Consider the following 14,080-nt stretch of genomic DNA (forward strand, 5'->3'; position numbering starts at 1 on the left):
CCAGCATAGCCGATTCGCAGGCCTGGCACAGATCAAAACGTGAACGGGCGCAAACCGCCCCGGTTGACGCTTTTCGCATGACGTCTTAGGTGAGACGCCATGTCGATCAAGCCGCTCATCATCCTTCCCGACCCCATCCTGCGCCAGGTTTCCAAACCGCTCGAACGCGTCGACGCGTCCGTGCGCAAACTGGCCGACAGTATGCTGGCGACCATGTATGACGCGCCGGGCATCGGGCTTGCCGCGATCCAGATCGGCGAGCCGCTGCGCATGCTGGTCATCGACCTCGCCAAGGAAGACGAGACGCCGGCGCCACAAGTCTTCATCAACCCTGAAGTCCTGGACAGCAGCGACGCTCGCTCGGTCTACGAGGAAGGCTGCCTGTCGATCCCGGACTATTATGCCGAAGTCGAGCGGCCGGCTTCGGTGCGGGTGAAATATCTCGACCGCGACGGCAAGCTGCAGGAGATCGAGGCCGAAGGCCTGATGGCAACCTGCCTGCAGCACGAGATCGACCATCTCAACGGCGTGCTGTTCATCGACCACATCTCGAAGCTGAAGCGCGACATGGTGGTCAAGAAGTTCAAGAAGCTCGCCAAGGACAAGGCGCCGGGCAAGCTGGTGGGATAGGAAGATGTCGCTTCGCGTCATCTTCATGGGCACGCCGGAGTTTTCGGTGCCGGTGCTGCGCGCGATCGCCGAGGCCGGACACGAGATAGCAGCCGTTTACACCCAGCCGCCGCGCGCCGCGGGCCGCCGTGGGCTGGAACTGACGCCGTCGCCGGTGCAGCGCGAGGCCGAGCGGCTTGATGTCGCGGTACGCACGCCGATTTCACTGAAAAGCGAGAGTGATCAGGCCGCTTTCCGCGCCTTGCAGGCCGATGTCGCCGTCGTTGTCGCTTATGGTTTGCTGTTGCCGAAGGCTATTCTCGAGGCCCCGCGGCTGGGCTGTATCAACGGCCATGCCTCGCTTTTGCCGCGATGGCGTGGTGCTGCTCCCATCCAGCGCGCCATCATGGCCGGCGATACTGAGACCGGCATGATGGTGATGCATATGGAAGAGGGCCTGGACACCGGCCCGGTGGCACTGGTTGAAAAATGCGCCATCGGACCCGATATGACCGCCGGCGATCTGCACGATCGCTTGATGAACATTGGCGCTACCCTGATGGTGGAAGCGCTGTCCCGATTGGAGACAAATACGCTGGCATCGACCTTGCAGGCGACTGACGGGGTGACCTACGCTAGGAAAATCGATAAATCGGAGACGCGTGTGGACTGGACGCGGCCGGCTGGCGAGGTCCACAATCACATTCGCGGCCTGTCGCCATTCCCTGGCGCCTGGTGCGAGGCCGACATTGGCGGCCGCACAGAACGGCTGAAACTGCTTCGCTCGACGCTTTCTGAAGGCACGCTTTCTGAAGGCATGGGCGAGTCGGGAGGAATTCTCGATGACCGGCTGACGGTCGCCTGCGGAACAGGCGCGGTCAGACTGGTCGAAGTTCAACGGGCGGGCGGAAGGCCCGCTGCCGCGCAGGAGTTTCTGCGCGGGGCCAAGATCGAAAAAGGAATCAAATTCTCATGAGCATGATGTCGATACGCGCGGCGACGCCGCGGGACCGCGAGGCTATTCGCCTCGTCGAGGAACACGCATTCGGCCAGCAGGCGGAGGCCGGTCTGGTCGACGCGCTGGTCACCGGCGGCGACGCCGTTGTCGAGCTGGTGGCGGAAGAAGACGGCCAGGTGGTCGGCCACATCCTGTTCTCCAGGCTGTATGTGCAGAATGGCGGCAAGAGCTTCCCGGCTGTGGCGCTGGCGCCGTTGGCGGTCGAGCCGTCTTTCCATGGTTCGGGCATTGGCGGTGCGTTGATCCGCGAGGCGCATATCCGCCTCAAGGACGCCGGCGAAGTGCTCGCCGTTGTGTTGGGTGATCCGGCCTATTATGGCCGCTTCGGCTACAGCCATGCGCGCGCCGAAAAGTTCGAGAGCGAATACCAGGGCGAAGCGCTGCAGGCGCTGGCCTGGGGTGACGCACCCGAAAAAGGCAAACTGGTCTATGCCCAGGCCTTTACCGCACTCGCCGCCTAAACGGCGAGTGTATGCCGCGTTTTCGTCTCGATATCGAATATGACGGCAGCCTCTTCGCCGGCTGGCAGCACCAGGCGGATCAGCCCTCGGTGCAGCAGGCGATAGAGCAGGCGATCGAGAAATTCAGCGGCGAGGCGGTGCGGTTGCGCGCCGCCGGCCGCACCGACGCCGGCGTGCATGCGACCGCCCAGGTGGCGCATGTCGATCTCGCCAAGGCATGGCCCAACGACAAGGTGCGCGACGCCATCAACGCGCATCTGCAGGCGGCTGGCGCGCATGTCGCCATCCTGCAGGCGACATTTGTCCCCGACGAGTTCGACGCCCGTTTCTCGGCCACGGGGCGGCACTATCTCTACCGCATCCTCAACCGGCGCGCGCCGGCAGCGATGGAAAAAGGCAAGGTCTGGTGGGTGCCGAAACGGCTCGATGCGGACGCCATGCACGAAGCGGCGAAAGTCCTGCTTGGCCGGCATGACTTTACCACCTTCCGCTCGACCCAGTGCCAGGCCAACAGTCCAGTGCGGACGCTGGAGCGGCTCGATGTGACCCGCCACGCCGACCTGATCGAGGTCAGGGCCTCGGCGCGCTCGTTCCTGCACAACCAGGTGCGCTCCATGGTCGGCTCGCTGAAGCGTGTCGGCGACGGCGGCTGGACGGCAGCCGACCTCAAGGCCGCGCTCGACGCGCAGGACCGCGCCGCCTGCGGCCAGGTGGCGCCGCCCGATGGGCTTTTTCTCGTCGGTGTCGATTACCCGGATGAGTTCTAAGCCGGCGCAGCCGTCGGTACAGTGATGCCGAGCAGCGCCACCAGGCCGAACAAGACGGCCAGGGACACCACCAACATGCCTGCGAACACCGCGCTGCCGACAGCCGCGCCCTTGCCGATCGAGGCGTTGGTCATCCGCCAAGTGAGGACCAGCGACAGCACCACCAGAACCAGCCACACCAATTCGGCGACTGGGTTGCCGGACGGCAGGAACAGCCGGATCAGCGCCGATGGCAGCAGCATCCAGGCGGTGATTGCCGACGCCCAGTTGCTGGCGACGACATAGTGGACGAAGCGGTCGCCGATGCCGGCGCGCGACGCGACCAGGGCAAGCGCGACCAGCGGCAGCAGCCACGAGCCGAGGTCGACGGTTGCCAGGCGGATCAACATGCCCAGCCGCCCGGCGAACGCATTGGGGTCGCCGATCTCATTGGCCGTGCCGACCCAGCCGACGATCATCGCCGGCGCGGCGACGACGATGGCAAAGAAGGAGTTCCAGAAGCCGTCCGCCGACAGGTCGAGCAGCCGCAATCCGTCGGCCTTGCCGAGCATCAGCCGCCAGGCGCCGGTAAGCGATGAAGAGGTCTCGTCAACCGAAAGCATGATCAGCCTTGCTCGAACCAGTCTTCGATAAAGCGCTGGTAGATCTGGGTCAGCGTTTCGAGGTCGGCCAATGCGACGCGTTCATCGACCATATGCATGGTCTTGCCGACCAGCCCGAACTCGACCACCGGGCAATAATCCTTGATGAAACGAGCGTCCGAGGTGCCGCCGGAGGTGGACAGCGCCGGCTCCTTGCCGACCGCCGCCTTGATCGAGCCGCGCAGCGTGTCGATCAGCTTGTCGTCGCGCGTCAGGAAGACATGGCTCGGCCGGTCGCGCCACACGAGCTCATAGTCGACAGGGGTCTTCTTGCCGGTCCGGTATTTCTTGCGTTTGGCCGCCTGGTCGAGGCGGTTATGGATCTCGGCCTGCACCGTCTCGGCCGTCCAGGTGTCGTTGAAGCGGATGTTGAAGGTGGCTGTCGCCTTGGCCGGGATGACATTGGTCGCCGGATTGCCGACATCGATAGAGGTCACTTCCAGATTGGTCGGCTGGAAATCCTTGGTGCCCTTGTCGAAGACCGGCGACAGCAGAGCGTCAACCAGGCTCATCAGGCCGCGCACCGGATTGTCGGCAAGCAAGGGATAGGCGACATGGCCCTGGCGGCCATTGACGGTGACGCTGCCCGACATCGAGCCACGCCGGCCGATCTTGATCATGTCGCCGAGCGCGTCCGGATTGGTCGGCTCACCGACGATCGAGGCATCCCATTTTTCGCCCTTGGCCGCCGCCCAGTCGAGCAGTTTTGTCGTGCCGTTGATGGCTGGGCCCTCTTCGTCACCGGTGATCAGCAGCGATACCGAGCCTTTCGGGCCGCCCTTTGTCTCGACATGGCGCGCAATGGCGGCGATGAAACAGGCGATGCCGCCCTTCATGTCGACGGCGCCGCGGCCATACATCTCGCCCTTGGCGATTTCGGCGGCGAAGGGCGGATGCGTCCATGACGCCTCATCGCCCACCGGCACCACGTCGGTATGACCGGCAAACATCAGATGCGGCCCATTGCCGGAGCGGCGCGCATAAAGGTTCTCGATGTCGGGCGTGCCGTCTTCGGAAAACACCGGTCGTTCGACGGAAAAGCCGAGCGGCCTCAGCATGCCTTCCAGCGCGGCCAGCGCACCGCCCTCGGCGGGTGTTACGGAGGCGCAGCGTATGAGGGTCGCAAGGTTGGCGGCGGGATCGGTCGGCAATGTCATGGGCAAAGCGATAATCGAAAGCGAAAGGCCTGTCACGGTCAGAGATGATGACCGGTCCTGCCGCCGACATTATGGTTTTCATGTCGTATAGTGCAGGCCAGCACGGGATTATCGCATGGCCAACGCCGAAAAGACCATCGTCATTGCCGGCGCCGGCAGCATCGGCTGCTATGTCGGCGGCTGCCTGGCGCTGGCCGGACGCAAGGTGGTGTTTCTGGCGCGGACGCACATCGCCGAGGCCTTGCAGGGCGGTGGGCTGCGCGTCACCGACCTCGACGGTCGCGACCGATCCATCAGGCCGGTGTCCGTCACCGCCGACCCGGCCGCCGCCCTGGCCAATGCCGATGTGGTGCTGGTGACGGTCAAGAACGGCGCCACTGAAGAGATGGCGGCGCTTGTTGCCGCACACGCTCGCGCCGATGTCGTGGTGGTCAGCCTGCAGAACGGGGTCGGCAATGCCGACCGGTTGCGCGTCGGGCTGGGCTCTCGACCGGTGCTCGCCGGCATGGTGCCGTTCAATGTTGTCCAGTCGGCAGAAGGCGACTTGCCGCTTCATGTGCATCGCGCCAGCGAGGGCAAGGTGATGATCGAAGCGCCCGGCCTTGCCGGCCTTCTCGATGTCGAAGGCCTTGCTGTCGAAACCCATGCCGACATCAAGGCAGTGCAGTGGGGCAAGCTGCTGATCAACCTCAACAATGCGCTCGTCGCGCTGTCCGGCCTGCCGCTGGCGAGCGAGCTTGCCGACCGCCGCTGGCGGCTGATCCTTGCCGGTCAGATCGACGAGGCACTGGCGGCGATGAAGGCATCGCACATCGCCCCGGCGCGGATCGGCGGCCTGCGCCCCGGCCTGCTGCCGAAACTGCTCCGGCTGCCGGACTGGCTGTTCCGGCTGGTGGCGCGGCGCATGCTCGCCATCGATCCGCAGGCGCGCTCGTCGATGTGGGACGACCTCCAGCGCGGCCGGACAACCGAGATCGACGATTTGCAGGGAACGGTCCTGAGCCTCGCCGAAAAGGCCGGCACGCCGGCGCCTTTGCTGAAACGGGTCACCGCGCTGGTGCGGCAGGCCGAGCGGGAAAAGCGCGGGTCACCCGGGCTGACGCCGGAAGCAGTCGCTGGATAGACGGCTCGCCGCAAGCCTCAGACTTTGGCCCGCACATGGGCCCGGAAAAAAGCAGGCACGCCGGCACTACCGCGTTACAGCTTTGGCGCGCGCCTCGGTGCTGGCGCCTTGCTCACCGGACGTGGCGCCGGCAGCGGCTGCACCGCCGGATGGTTCTCGATCAGCGTGATCTTCTGCCAGATCTTGCGCGACAGGTTGGACGCCAGGTTCTCGATGTCGTTGACGCCGTCGATGACCACATCGTCATTGACCGACTGCGCGAACAGCGCAGCGATCTTGCCGGTGATCGACAGCATTTCCGAGCAATAGTCGAGGTAACGCGCCAGGTCCGCGGCATTGGTAATGCGCGCCGGCGAATGCGCGGTCGGCCTGAAATTGGCAGACAATGCGGCCGGATCCTTGGTCAGCTGGTGCATGTCGATGACATGGATCAGCGATCTCAGCCCATGCAGCTGGCGAAACACCCGCTTGCGCTTGATGCGCTCCTCGGTGCGGATCAGTGCCAAAAGGCCGAGCACGGCAAGGATGATCATGTTGATGGTGGCTTCGATGCCTTGCACCGACTGCACCGCGTCGTCGGCCTGCGAGATGTGGATGAGCGGCAGGATGGTGCCGACGAACAGGAAGATCAGCGCACCGGCAAGTACGGCGGCGACGATGGCGCCGCGCAGCCACCAGATCGGCGCTTCGAGCGTCTGCGCCGCCTTGGCCAGGTCGCGCGACAGCGACACCAGTTCGGCGGCGACGCCGCGCAGGCCGGCCTCGGGAAAACGCTCGGCGACGCGCCCTTCCAGCCGCTCGGCGGTGTCGATGATCAGTTTCGGATCAAGCGTGCGGTAGCGCATGGCGAAACGTCTGACCGGCTCTCATTGTTCTGCCGAGGCATTGGTGTACCTGCCGTAGCGGTTCGCGCCAGCTTGCCCCGGAAACAGGCACAGCACAATGAATGCGATGATGGAGATCACAGGCACGAACAGCACCAGGACAATGGCGCCGGGCCTGTCGAGATCGTGAAGACGCTTTATCGCAAGCACGATCATCGGCCAGAGGGTGCCCAAAATGACCACAGCTGAAAAGAACCACCAGATATCGCTTTCCTGGCTGCCTTGGGGAAGCACCGTGGCGCGATAGACGGGATAAGCCTGTATGATGGACAGCAGCAATTGCCCAAGAAAATAGGCCGCGCGACTGACGCGGCCCGAGGTTTTCAGAAAAAACCAGATGAAGTCTATTTTTTCAGGCAAGTGGATCCGGTCCGTATTGATTGGCGCCCCTGTTGCCTTCGAGAATGCCGCATTCGATGAGGAGCCAGATCGCCCCGACGGCCGGCACCAGGAGGATCAGGGACCACCAGCCCGATTTGTTGCGATCGTGCCAGCGCTTGGCATAGACGGCGAAGACCGAATAGAGTGAGGCGAGCAAATAAAGGAAATAAACGAAACCGTAGGGCATGTTGTTGAAGGTCGTGCCGATGATGTTGTCGATGATCGACGCCACGATGGCGCCCGCGAAGACGACACCGACGCAAGCCCAGAATTTGGCGCGGTTGATGCGGCCTTCATAGCTCGTCAGAAGATACTTCCAGTCCATGTCACCCCTCCATGCTGAATCGGCGCGACGGAATGTCGCGCCGGCGGAAGGTGCGTCCGTTTGCAGAAAAGATCAATCGCGCAGCAATTCGTTGATCGAGGTCTTGGAGCGGGTCTTGGCGTCGACCCGTTTGACGATGACGGCGCAGTAGAGGCCAGGGCCTGGCTCGTTGTTCGGAAAGGCCTTGCCCGGCATCGAGCCGGCGACGACGACGGAATTGGGCGGCACTTCGCCGTAAAACACCTCGCCGGTGGCGCGGTCGACGATCTTGGTCGACTGGCCGATGAACACACCCATGCCGAGCACCGAGCCCTCGCGCACGATGCAGCCCTCGACCACTTCCGAGCGCGCGCCGATGAAGCAATTGTCCTCGATGATGGTCGGGCCTGCCTGCATCGGCTCCAGTACGCCGCCAATGCCGACGCCGCCCGACAGATGCACGTTCTTGCCGATCTGGGCGCAGGAACCGACCGAGGCCCAGGTGTCGACCATGGTGCCGCTGTCGACATAGGCCCCGACATTGACGAAGGACGGCATCAGCACCGCGCCCGGCGCGACATAGGCCGAACGGCGCACGATCGACGACGGCACGGCGCGGAAGCCGGCCTTCTCGAAATCGACGGCACCCCAGCCGTCGAACTTCGACGGCACTTTGTCCCACCACACCGCTTCTCCCGGGCCACCCTTGATGATCTCCATCGGGTTGAGACGGAACGACAGCAGCACCGCCTTCTTCAGCCACTGATTGACATGCCACTTGCCGTCATCCTGGCGCTCAGCAACGCGCACGGTGCCGCGGTCGAGCAGGTCGAGCGCGGACTGGATAGCGTCGCGCGTTTCGCCTCGGGTCGCGGTCGAAATCGTGTCACGCTCCTCGAAAGCCTTCTCGATGGTCTTTTCGAGGCTCGCCAGATCAGGCTTCGACATGAATTCGCTCCGTTACCGCGCTGTTAAGGCCATCGCCTTAACCTTGTTTTGAAAATCGCGCGGACCCTATGTTAAGGCGTATTGGGGGTCAATCGCGCGTGCGCCATGGGACGGCGCAAGTGAACTGTTGGGACGGGTAAAGCATATGACTCCTATGGAAAAGGCGGGATGGACGCCGCTGCCGCATTCGGACGAGGATCTGGAGCGCTCGAAAAGCGTACCCGATACGCCGCAGACGCGCGCCGACACCTATCGTCTGGCCTGGAACGATCCCGACTTCATGACGCGTCGCGAATTGCGCGCGGTGCGATTGCAGCTTGAACTGTTGAAGCCCGAAATGATCCTGGCCGAACGCGGCATCCGCTCGACAGTGATCCTGTTCGGCGGCGCGCGCATTCCCGAACCCGGCGGTGAGGCCTGGGCGGCCAAGAACGAGACGCAGAAGAAGAACCTCGAGGAAAACAGCAAATATTACGAGGAGGCGCGCAAATTCGCCCGCCTCTGCTCGCAGCAGTCGGCGACGTCCTACTACCGTGAATTCGTCGTCGTCACCGGCGGCGGGCCGGGCGTCATGGAAGCGGGCAATCGCGGCGCCGACGATGTCGGCGCGCCGTCGATCGGCCTCAACATCGTGCTGCCGCACGAGCAGGCGCCGAACGCCTATGTGACGCCGGAGCTGTGCTTCAACTTCCACTATTTCGCCATCCGCAAGATGCATTTCGTCATGCGCGCCAAGGCCGTCGCGGTGTTTCCGGGCGGCTTCGGCACCATGGACGAGTTCTTTGAGACGCTGACGCTGATCCAGACCGGGCGCATGGAGCGCGTGCCGGTGATCCTGTTCGGCAAGGCGTTCTGGAAAAAGGCGATCAATCTCGATTTCCTGGCCGAACAGGGCACCATCACGCCCGGCGACCAGGACATTATCGACTTCGTCGACACCGCCGACGAGGCGTGGGGGATCATCAGCCGGTTCTACAAGCTCTGAGTGCGCCGGCAGCGGGTCGAGCACGCCATGAGCGGCGGTATCGATCCGCTCCTCGACGGAGGTGAGACGCTTCAGGCGTCGACCTCGACGATTGCGGTGAGAAAACCGGCAAGGTCGTCGGTTACGAAATCGACGTCGTCCTCATTGGCCGGGTCGCGTTCCCAGATCTCGGCAAAGGTCGGCTCGAAATTGCGCGGCACCACCAGCACCGTGGTCATGCCCAGCGATTTCGGCACCTCCAGATTGCGGGCGAGATCTTCGAACATCACTGCATTGTGGCCGGTGACGGCATGCAATTCGGCAAACTTCTCGTAGGTCTGGCGCGCCGGTTTGGGGTTAAGGCCGGCGGCGACGATATCGAATATGTCGTCGAAATGGTCGAGGATGCCGAGCTGGCGCGCGGTCCGCTCGGCATGCCTGCGGTCGCCGTTGGTGAAGATGAACTTGCGGCCCGGAAGCTGGCGGATGGCGGTGCCGAGCACCGGATCGGGCACCAGCCACGAATAGTCGATGTCGTGCACCTTTTCGAGGAAGTCGTCGGGGTCGATGCCGTGACGCGTCATCAGCCCGTTCAGCGTCGTGCCATATTCGAGATAGAGTTCCTTTTGCAGCTTGCGGGCCTCGTCACGCGGCAGCGTCAGCAATTCTCCGACATAGGCCGTCATCTTGACGTCGATCTGCGAAAACAGATTCGAATGGTGCGGATAGAGCGTGTTGTCGAGGTCGAACACCCAGTCGGTGACATGGGCGAAGCGGGCGGGATCGGGCGACGTGGTCATGGCGTCCTTATGGCACGAAATATCGGCCGTTCGAACCCCTTTCTGACGGCAGGCTTATCCACAACCTATGTGCATCTAGAGTTGTAAAAATGGCCTCACCATTCAAATTTTAGCCATCCCCGAAAGGTGGCCTTCAGGGCTTGCTGGCAGACAGACGGTTCAGTGGGAGCCAGCGATGAGTCGCATAGTTTTAAAGTCCGCCGCCGTCGCGTTCGGCTCGGTAGCCGTCTCGCTTTTGCTGACGCTTATCATCGTTCCGGCCATGGGTTTTCCGGTCAGTCGCACCATCTGGCTGACGTCGACGGTGTGTCCGCTGGCGCTCGCCTGGATCGCTTGCGCCAGCACCTTCTGGCAGAGCGACAGGCTGAAAGGCGCGCATCGCGACCTTGCCCGCGCGCATGCCCAGCTTGCCGCCGCGCACCGGCGCCTGTCGGAGAAGGCAAGCCGAGACGACATGACCGGCATGCTCAACCGCGAGAGCTTCTTTGCCGCGCTCGACGGCTCGCGGCGCAAATCCGATCGCGGCGCGCTGCTGATCATCGACGCCGACCATTTCAAGGCGATCAACGACAGTTTTGGCCATCTGACCGGGGATGATGCGCTGCTGTTGATCGCCAGCGCCATCGAGCGTGGCGTGCGCAGCGGCGACGTGCTTGGCCGCATCGGCGGCGAGGAGTTTGGCGCCTTCCTGGTCGGCGCCACGGAAGCGGAGGCCAGGCGCGTTGCCGAGCGCATCCGCCGCGAAGTCGAGCTGATCCGCTTCCGCCCGGTCGACGAGCGCACGGTGCCGCTGACCGTTAGCATTGGCGGCATCACTTGCGGCGAGGACGCCAATGTTTCGGAACTGATGCGCGCTGCCGATCTGCGGCTCTACGAGGCCAAGCACCGTGGCCGCAATCTGTCGATCCTGGATCGGGACATTTCCGAGGCCGCCTGAGGCTCCCGCCCATGCTCGCTAGGGATTTGCTAACATTGTTTTTACGCAACCGCGCCGTTTACCCGGTTGTAAGCCGTTTACCGCTAGGACTGGCACGGAAATGGCCTGTCTGGCCGGCACGTGTGCCGTTCAGGGAACGCCATGCGTGGATCGAAGGCCCCCATCGAGAGACGTGTCATGAGTTTCTTCATCAAGAAAATATCGCGCCGCACCATCGTGCAGGCGCTGATTGCGATGCCGGCGTTGCAGCTGTTTCGCAAGCTGCCTGACAGCGACCGCCCCCATGCCGATCCCGACGAGATCGTCGAGGTCAATGGCTGGATCCTGAAGCGGAGCGACCGGGCATGATCTTCGACAGTTTGGAGGCGTATCGCGCCTCGGATTTCAAGCCCAAGGTCTGCATTCTCGGCTCAGGTCCTGCCGGCACCACCATCGCCAGGAAGCTTGGCGCCGCCGGCATTCCGGTCGTGGTGCTGGAGGCCGGCTCGCGCGAATTCAGCGACGAGTCGCAGGATTTCTACCGCGGCACCACGGTCGGCGATCCCTATTTCGATCTCGACATCACCCGGCTGCGCTTCATGGGCGGTTCGTCGAACCACTGGGCCGGCTGGTGCCGGGTGCTCGACAGCCAAGACTTCGAGCCCAAGGCTTGGGCCCCGGACACCGGCTGGCCGATCAGCCGGGCCGACATCGAGCCCTATCTGCCCGAGGTGCATGACATACTCGAGCTTCCCGATTTCAAGCCCGATGTGCCGATTTCGGACGACATACGCTGGGTGCAGCTGATCAAAAGCCCGGCCGTGCGCTTTGGCGAGAAATTCGCCGACGAGCTCGACAAGAGCAGAAACATCGCGCTCGTCCTCAACACCTATGCCACCGAACTCGCCGGCGACGGCAAGCGGGTGACAGGCGCCAAGCTGTGGTCGAACGGCCAGGATGCCGGCGCCTTCAGCGCCGATTATTTCATCGTCTGCACCGGCGGGCTGGAGAATTCACGGCTGCTTCTATGGTCGAACCAACGCTCGAACGGCGGCGTGGTGCCAAATGCCACGGCGCTTGGCCGCTACTGGATGGAACATCCGACTTTCGAGGGCGGCAATGCCATCCTGGCCGATTACAGCGAGTTCGAGGTCGACGCCGTCAACGAGGCCTTCTTCTCGCCGACGCTTGCCGCCATGGAACGGCTGCAGATCATGAATTTCGGCATCCGACTGATCGAAACGCCCTATGCCGGCGTCAAGAGCCTGATTGCCGACCTCGCCTGCACCGCGCCCGACGCTGCCGAGTGGGTCGCCTATCAGCTCAGCCAGAATCTACGCTGCGCGGCCCAGCTCTATGTCGCCTGGGAACAGGCGCCGCTGGCTTCGAACCAGATCGAGCTGTCGAAGACCGATGTCGACCATGCCGGCGTGCCGCGCATCGAGCTGCACTGGAAGAAGTCGCCGCTGGAGCGCCGCACCATTCTGGAGGGGCTCAAACTGTTCGGTAAGACGCTGATCGAGAAGGACCTCGGCCGCGTCCGCATCATGGACTGGCTTGCCAACGGCCAGGACTACCCGACGGACGAGGAACTGGCCGGCCACCACCATATGGGCGGCACCCGCATGGGCACCGATGTGACCAAAAGCGTGGTCGACGCCAACTGCAAGGTGCACGGCATGGAAAATCTCTATGTCGGCGGCTCCTCGGTGTTCTGCACCTCGGGCGAATGCAACCCGACGACGACGATCACAGCGCTTGCCTGCCGGCTTGGCGACCATCTGACCAAAGTCATCACGGTGTGACGCAGTCATCCCGGGGTGACGCAGTCATCCCCCATCTGACCGCCAAAAAGCGGACGGCGCCGACGGGATTGCTGCCGGCGCCGCCCTGGCGCGCCTTTGGGTGGATTCTGATCTGGCCGGAAGCGGGATCCCTGAAAACCGGTTTTCAGAAGGATCACGCTCAAGCGGGAGATAAAGCCATCCCGAGCCCATCGGGATGGAACAGCCTCTAGAGACCGTAGACGGCGATGCGTACCAGCACCGCCGCGGCGGCCAGCGCCACCAGCAAKATGCCGAGGCCGATGGGCGAGCCCCAGCCTTACCATTTCATCGCCATCTCGGCGTATTTGTACTCTTCCTCATGCGAGAGCGGCGCACGCTGTTGGATCAAGCTCATTTTTCACTCCTTGTCGGCGGCATGCCCTTGCTATGTCCGGGCTGGAGCCGCATATTGATGCGATGGTCTAAATGTTAGGCAGATTGATAGTTAGATGATCGAAATAAATTCGTCAAGCCAGAATCGTGCGGATATGACGACGGCCATCGGCCTGGCCATCATGCAGTGGCAGGACGCCACGCAGGCCTATGACGAAGCGGTGGGGGCAAGGCTGGGGCTGAACATGGCCGAGCGCCATTGCATCGGCCTGCTTTACGGCGGCCCGCAATCGGCCGGCGCCATAGCGATCGCAACCGGCCTGACGCCGGCCGCGGTGACGGCGCTGATCGACCGGCTGGAGGCGCGCGGGCTGTTGACCCGGACGCGCAGTCTCGAGGACAGGCGCAAGGTGGTGATCGAGGCGACCGAGGCGACGCGAGACCTGTCGGCGCGCTACTACGGCGCCATCGCGCGCGAAGGCGAAAAAGTCGTCGCCACCTTCAGCGACGCGGAACTGGCCACCATATCGCGCTTCGTCCACGCCGCACTCGACCTGCAGCGCGACCAGCTGGCGCGGCTGAAAGCCGAGGGTGCGGACGCCGCCTGAAGGGCAGGCTGGAAATCGGCTGTCGCGACACCGTTCGCACGGGCACGATATGATTTTTTTGCGAAGAGGACCCCCACCCTAACCCTCCCCACTGTTTGGACCGGGGACATCGCGAACAGGTGTGCGAGGACATCGCGAACAGTTTTGCGCTTTTTGCGCGAGGAGGTTCGGGATGCCATTCGAGGACAGAAGCGCGATGAGACAGAAGGAAGAGTTTGTTCGTCTGGCGGTGGCGCCGGGAGCGAATGTGAGTGCGTTGTGCCGGCGTTTTGGCATTGGCCGGACCTGTGGTCACAAGCTGCTTTCGCGCTATCGGGTCGATGGCGAGGCTGGCCTGGTC

At 63.4% G+C, this 14,080-nt stretch carries 18 protein-coding genes; 11 read left to right on the forward strand and 7 right to left on the reverse strand.

Going from position 1 to position 14,080, the window contains the following annotated elements; all coding sequences use genetic code 11:
• The first annotated feature begins 99 nt into the window (after positions 1–99).
• From def to truA, 4 genes are read left to right on the forward strand one after another with little or no spacing between them, the layout of a single operon-like run.
• A complete protein-coding gene (gene def, locus AC1DYJ_RS28600; protein WP_477287244.1) occupies positions 100–630 on the forward strand; it encodes a peptide deformylase in 531 nt (176 codons plus the stop codon).
• A gap of 4 nt (positions 631–634) precedes the next feature.
• Complete coding sequence (gene fmt / locus AC1DYJ_RS28605) at positions 635–1,585, forward strand: methionyl-tRNA formyltransferase (RefSeq protein WP_477287246.1); 951 nt, start codon at positions 635–637, stop codon at positions 1,583–1,585.
• Complete coding sequence (locus tag AC1DYJ_RS28610; protein ID WP_477287248.1) at positions 1,582–2,088, forward strand: GNAT family N-acetyltransferase; 507 nt, start codon at positions 1,582–1,584, stop codon at positions 2,086–2,088. The genes fmt and AC1DYJ_RS28610 overlap by 4 nt, the downstream gene beginning before the upstream one ends.
• An 11-nt stretch (positions 2,089–2,099) precedes the next feature.
• Complete coding sequence (truA, locus tag AC1DYJ_RS28615) at positions 2,100–2,855, forward strand: tRNA pseudouridine(38-40) synthase TruA (protein WP_477287250.1); 756 nt, start codon at positions 2,100–2,102, stop codon at positions 2,853–2,855.
• Here the strand turns inward: truA and AC1DYJ_RS28620 are convergent.
• Positions 2,852–3,457, reverse strand: coding sequence for a transporter (locus AC1DYJ_RS28620; RefSeq protein ID WP_477287252.1), 606 nt, complete (start codon positions 3,455–3,457; stop codon positions 2,852–2,854). The genes truA and AC1DYJ_RS28620 overlap by 4 nt on opposite strands.
• A 2-nt stretch (positions 3,458–3,459) precedes the next feature.
• The gene (gene dapE / locus AC1DYJ_RS28625; RefSeq protein WP_477287254.1) at positions 3,460–4,653 is read right to left on the reverse strand and encodes a succinyl-diaminopimelate desuccinylase; all 1,194 of its coding nucleotides are present in this window, start codon (positions 4,651–4,653) and stop codon (positions 3,460–3,462) included.
• A gap of 115 nt (positions 4,654–4,768) precedes the next feature.
• Here dapE and AC1DYJ_RS28630 point away from each other — a divergent pair, with 115 nt between their 5' ends.
• Positions 4,769–5,776, forward strand: a complete 1,008-nt coding sequence (locus AC1DYJ_RS28630; protein WP_477287256.1) for a 2-dehydropantoate 2-reductase — start codon at positions 4,769–4,771, stop codon at positions 5,774–5,776.
• A 74-nt stretch (positions 5,777–5,850) separates the two neighbouring features.
• On the opposite strand, the gene AC1DYJ_RS28635 is transcribed toward AC1DYJ_RS28630, so the two are convergent.
• The 4 genes from AC1DYJ_RS28635 to dapD form a co-directional block, all read right to left on the reverse strand.
• Positions 5,851–6,621, reverse strand: a complete 771-nt coding sequence (locus AC1DYJ_RS28635) for a hypothetical protein (RefSeq protein ID WP_477287258.1) — start codon at positions 6,619–6,621, stop codon at positions 5,851–5,853.
• A gap of 21 nt (positions 6,622–6,642) precedes the next feature.
• On the reverse strand, positions 6,643–7,020 hold the full coding sequence (locus tag AC1DYJ_RS28640; RefSeq protein ID WP_477287260.1) for a DUF805 domain-containing protein: 378 nt from the start codon (positions 7,018–7,020) through the stop codon (positions 6,643–6,645).
• Positions 7,013–7,366: a DUF805 domain-containing protein gene (locus AC1DYJ_RS28645; RefSeq protein ID WP_477287262.1), complete on the reverse strand. Its 354-nt coding sequence runs from the start codon at positions 7,364–7,366 to the stop codon at positions 7,013–7,015. The genes AC1DYJ_RS28640 and AC1DYJ_RS28645 overlap by 8 nt, the downstream gene beginning before the upstream one ends.
• A 72-nt stretch (positions 7,367–7,438) precedes the next feature.
• Positions 7,439–8,293, reverse strand: a complete 855-nt coding sequence (gene dapD / locus AC1DYJ_RS28650) for a 2,3,4,5-tetrahydropyridine-2,6-dicarboxylate N-succinyltransferase (RefSeq protein ID WP_477287264.1) — start codon at positions 8,291–8,293, stop codon at positions 7,439–7,441.
• Positions 8,294–8,438: 145 nt separating this feature from the next.
• On the opposite strand from dapD, the gene AC1DYJ_RS28655 reads away from it, so the two are divergent.
• Complete coding sequence (locus tag AC1DYJ_RS28655) at positions 8,439–9,278, forward strand: LOG family protein (protein WP_477287266.1); 840 nt, start codon at positions 8,439–8,441, stop codon at positions 9,276–9,278.
• Positions 9,279–9,349: 71 nt separating this feature from the next.
• Here the strand turns inward: AC1DYJ_RS28655 and AC1DYJ_RS28660 are convergent, their stop codons facing one another.
• The gene (locus AC1DYJ_RS28660) at positions 9,350–10,057 is read right to left on the reverse strand and encodes a pyrimidine 5'-nucleotidase (protein ID WP_477287268.1); all 708 of its coding nucleotides are present in this window, start codon (positions 10,055–10,057) and stop codon (positions 9,350–9,352) included.
• Between the two features lie 175 nt (positions 10,058–10,232).
• Here AC1DYJ_RS28660 and AC1DYJ_RS28665 point away from each other — a divergent pair, with 175 nt between their 5' ends.
• From AC1DYJ_RS28665 to AC1DYJ_RS28685, 5 genes are all read left to right on the forward strand, one after another.
• Entirely contained in the window at positions 10,233–10,994 is a 762-nt protein-coding gene (locus tag AC1DYJ_RS28665) for a GGDEF domain-containing protein (protein ID WP_477287270.1), read from the forward strand.
• A gap of 177 nt (positions 10,995–11,171) precedes the next feature.
• Positions 11,172–11,342: a hypothetical protein gene (locus AC1DYJ_RS28670; protein WP_477287272.1), complete on the forward strand. Its 171-nt coding sequence runs from the start codon at positions 11,172–11,174 to the stop codon at positions 11,340–11,342.
• Entirely contained in the window at positions 11,339–12,778 is a 1,440-nt protein-coding gene (locus AC1DYJ_RS28675; protein ID WP_477287274.1) for a GMC oxidoreductase, read from the forward strand. Before AC1DYJ_RS28670 ends, AC1DYJ_RS28675 begins: the two co-directional genes overlap by 4 nt.
• 470 nt (positions 12,779–13,248) lie before the next feature.
• A complete protein-coding gene (locus AC1DYJ_RS28680; RefSeq protein WP_477287276.1) occupies positions 13,249–13,740 on the forward strand; it encodes a MarR family winged helix-turn-helix transcriptional regulator in 492 nt (163 codons plus the stop codon).
• A gap of 172 nt (positions 13,741–13,912) precedes the next feature.
• A partial coding sequence (locus AC1DYJ_RS28685; protein ID WP_477426028.1) for a helix-turn-helix domain-containing protein occupies positions 13,913–14,080 on the forward strand: 168 nt, incomplete at its 3' end.

The sequence above is a fragment of the Mesorhizobium sp. P2_B11 genome (assembly GCF_056404855.1).

What these genes read in the sequence shown, in the direction of transcription:
- def (WP_477287244.1), top strand. Translation starts at nt 100, where the DNA reads ATGTCGATCAAGCCGCTCATCATCCTTCCCGACCCCATCCTGCGCCAG.
- fmt (WP_477287246.1), top strand. Translation starts at nt 635, where the DNA reads ATGTCGCTTCGCGTCATCTTCATGGGCACGCCGGAGTTTTCGGTGCCG.
- AC1DYJ_RS28610 (WP_477287248.1), top strand. Translation starts at nt 1,582, where the DNA reads ATGAGCATGATGTCGATACGCGCGGCGACGCCGCGGGACCGCGAGGCT.
- truA (WP_477287250.1), top strand. Translation starts at nt 2,100, where the DNA reads ATGCCGCGTTTTCGTCTCGATATCGAATATGACGGCAGCCTCTTCGCC.
- AC1DYJ_RS28620 (WP_477287252.1), bottom strand. Translation starts at nt 3,457, where the DNA reads ATGCTTTCGGTTGACGAGACCTCTTCATCGCTTACCGGCGCCTGGCGG.
- dapE (WP_477287254.1), bottom strand. Translation starts at nt 4,653, where the DNA reads ATGACATTGCCGACCGATCCCGCCGCCAACCTTGCGACCCTCATACGC.
- AC1DYJ_RS28630 (WP_477287256.1), top strand. Translation starts at nt 4,769, where the DNA reads ATGGCCAACGCCGAAAAGACCATCGTCATTGCCGGCGCCGGCAGCATC.
- AC1DYJ_RS28635 (WP_477287258.1), bottom strand. Translation starts at nt 6,621, where the DNA reads ATGCGCTACCGCACGCTTGATCCGAAACTGATCATCGACACCGCCGAG.
- AC1DYJ_RS28645 (WP_477287262.1), bottom strand. Translation starts at nt 7,366, where the DNA reads ATGGACTGGAAGTATCTTCTGACGAGCTATGAAGGCCGCATCAACCGC.
- dapD (WP_477287264.1), bottom strand. Translation starts at nt 8,293, where the DNA reads ATGTCGAAGCCTGATCTGGCGAGCCTCGAAAAGACCATCGAGAAGGCT.
- AC1DYJ_RS28655 (WP_477287266.1), top strand. Translation starts at nt 8,439, where the DNA reads ATGACTCCTATGGAAAAGGCGGGATGGACGCCGCTGCCGCATTCGGAC.
- AC1DYJ_RS28660 (WP_477287268.1), bottom strand. Translation starts at nt 10,057, where the DNA reads ATGACCACGTCGCCCGATCCCGCCCGCTTCGCCCATGTCACCGACTGG.
- AC1DYJ_RS28665 (WP_477287270.1), top strand. Translation starts at nt 10,233, where the DNA reads ATGAGTCGCATAGTTTTAAAGTCCGCCGCCGTCGCGTTCGGCTCGGTA.
- AC1DYJ_RS28670 (WP_477287272.1), top strand. Translation starts at nt 11,172, where the DNA reads ATGAGTTTCTTCATCAAGAAAATATCGCGCCGCACCATCGTGCAGGCG.
- AC1DYJ_RS28675 (WP_477287274.1), top strand. Translation starts at nt 11,339, where the DNA reads ATGATCTTCGACAGTTTGGAGGCGTATCGCGCCTCGGATTTCAAGCCC.
- AC1DYJ_RS28680 (WP_477287276.1), top strand. Translation starts at nt 13,249, where the DNA reads ATGATCGAAATAAATTCGTCAAGCCAGAATCGTGCGGATATGACGACG.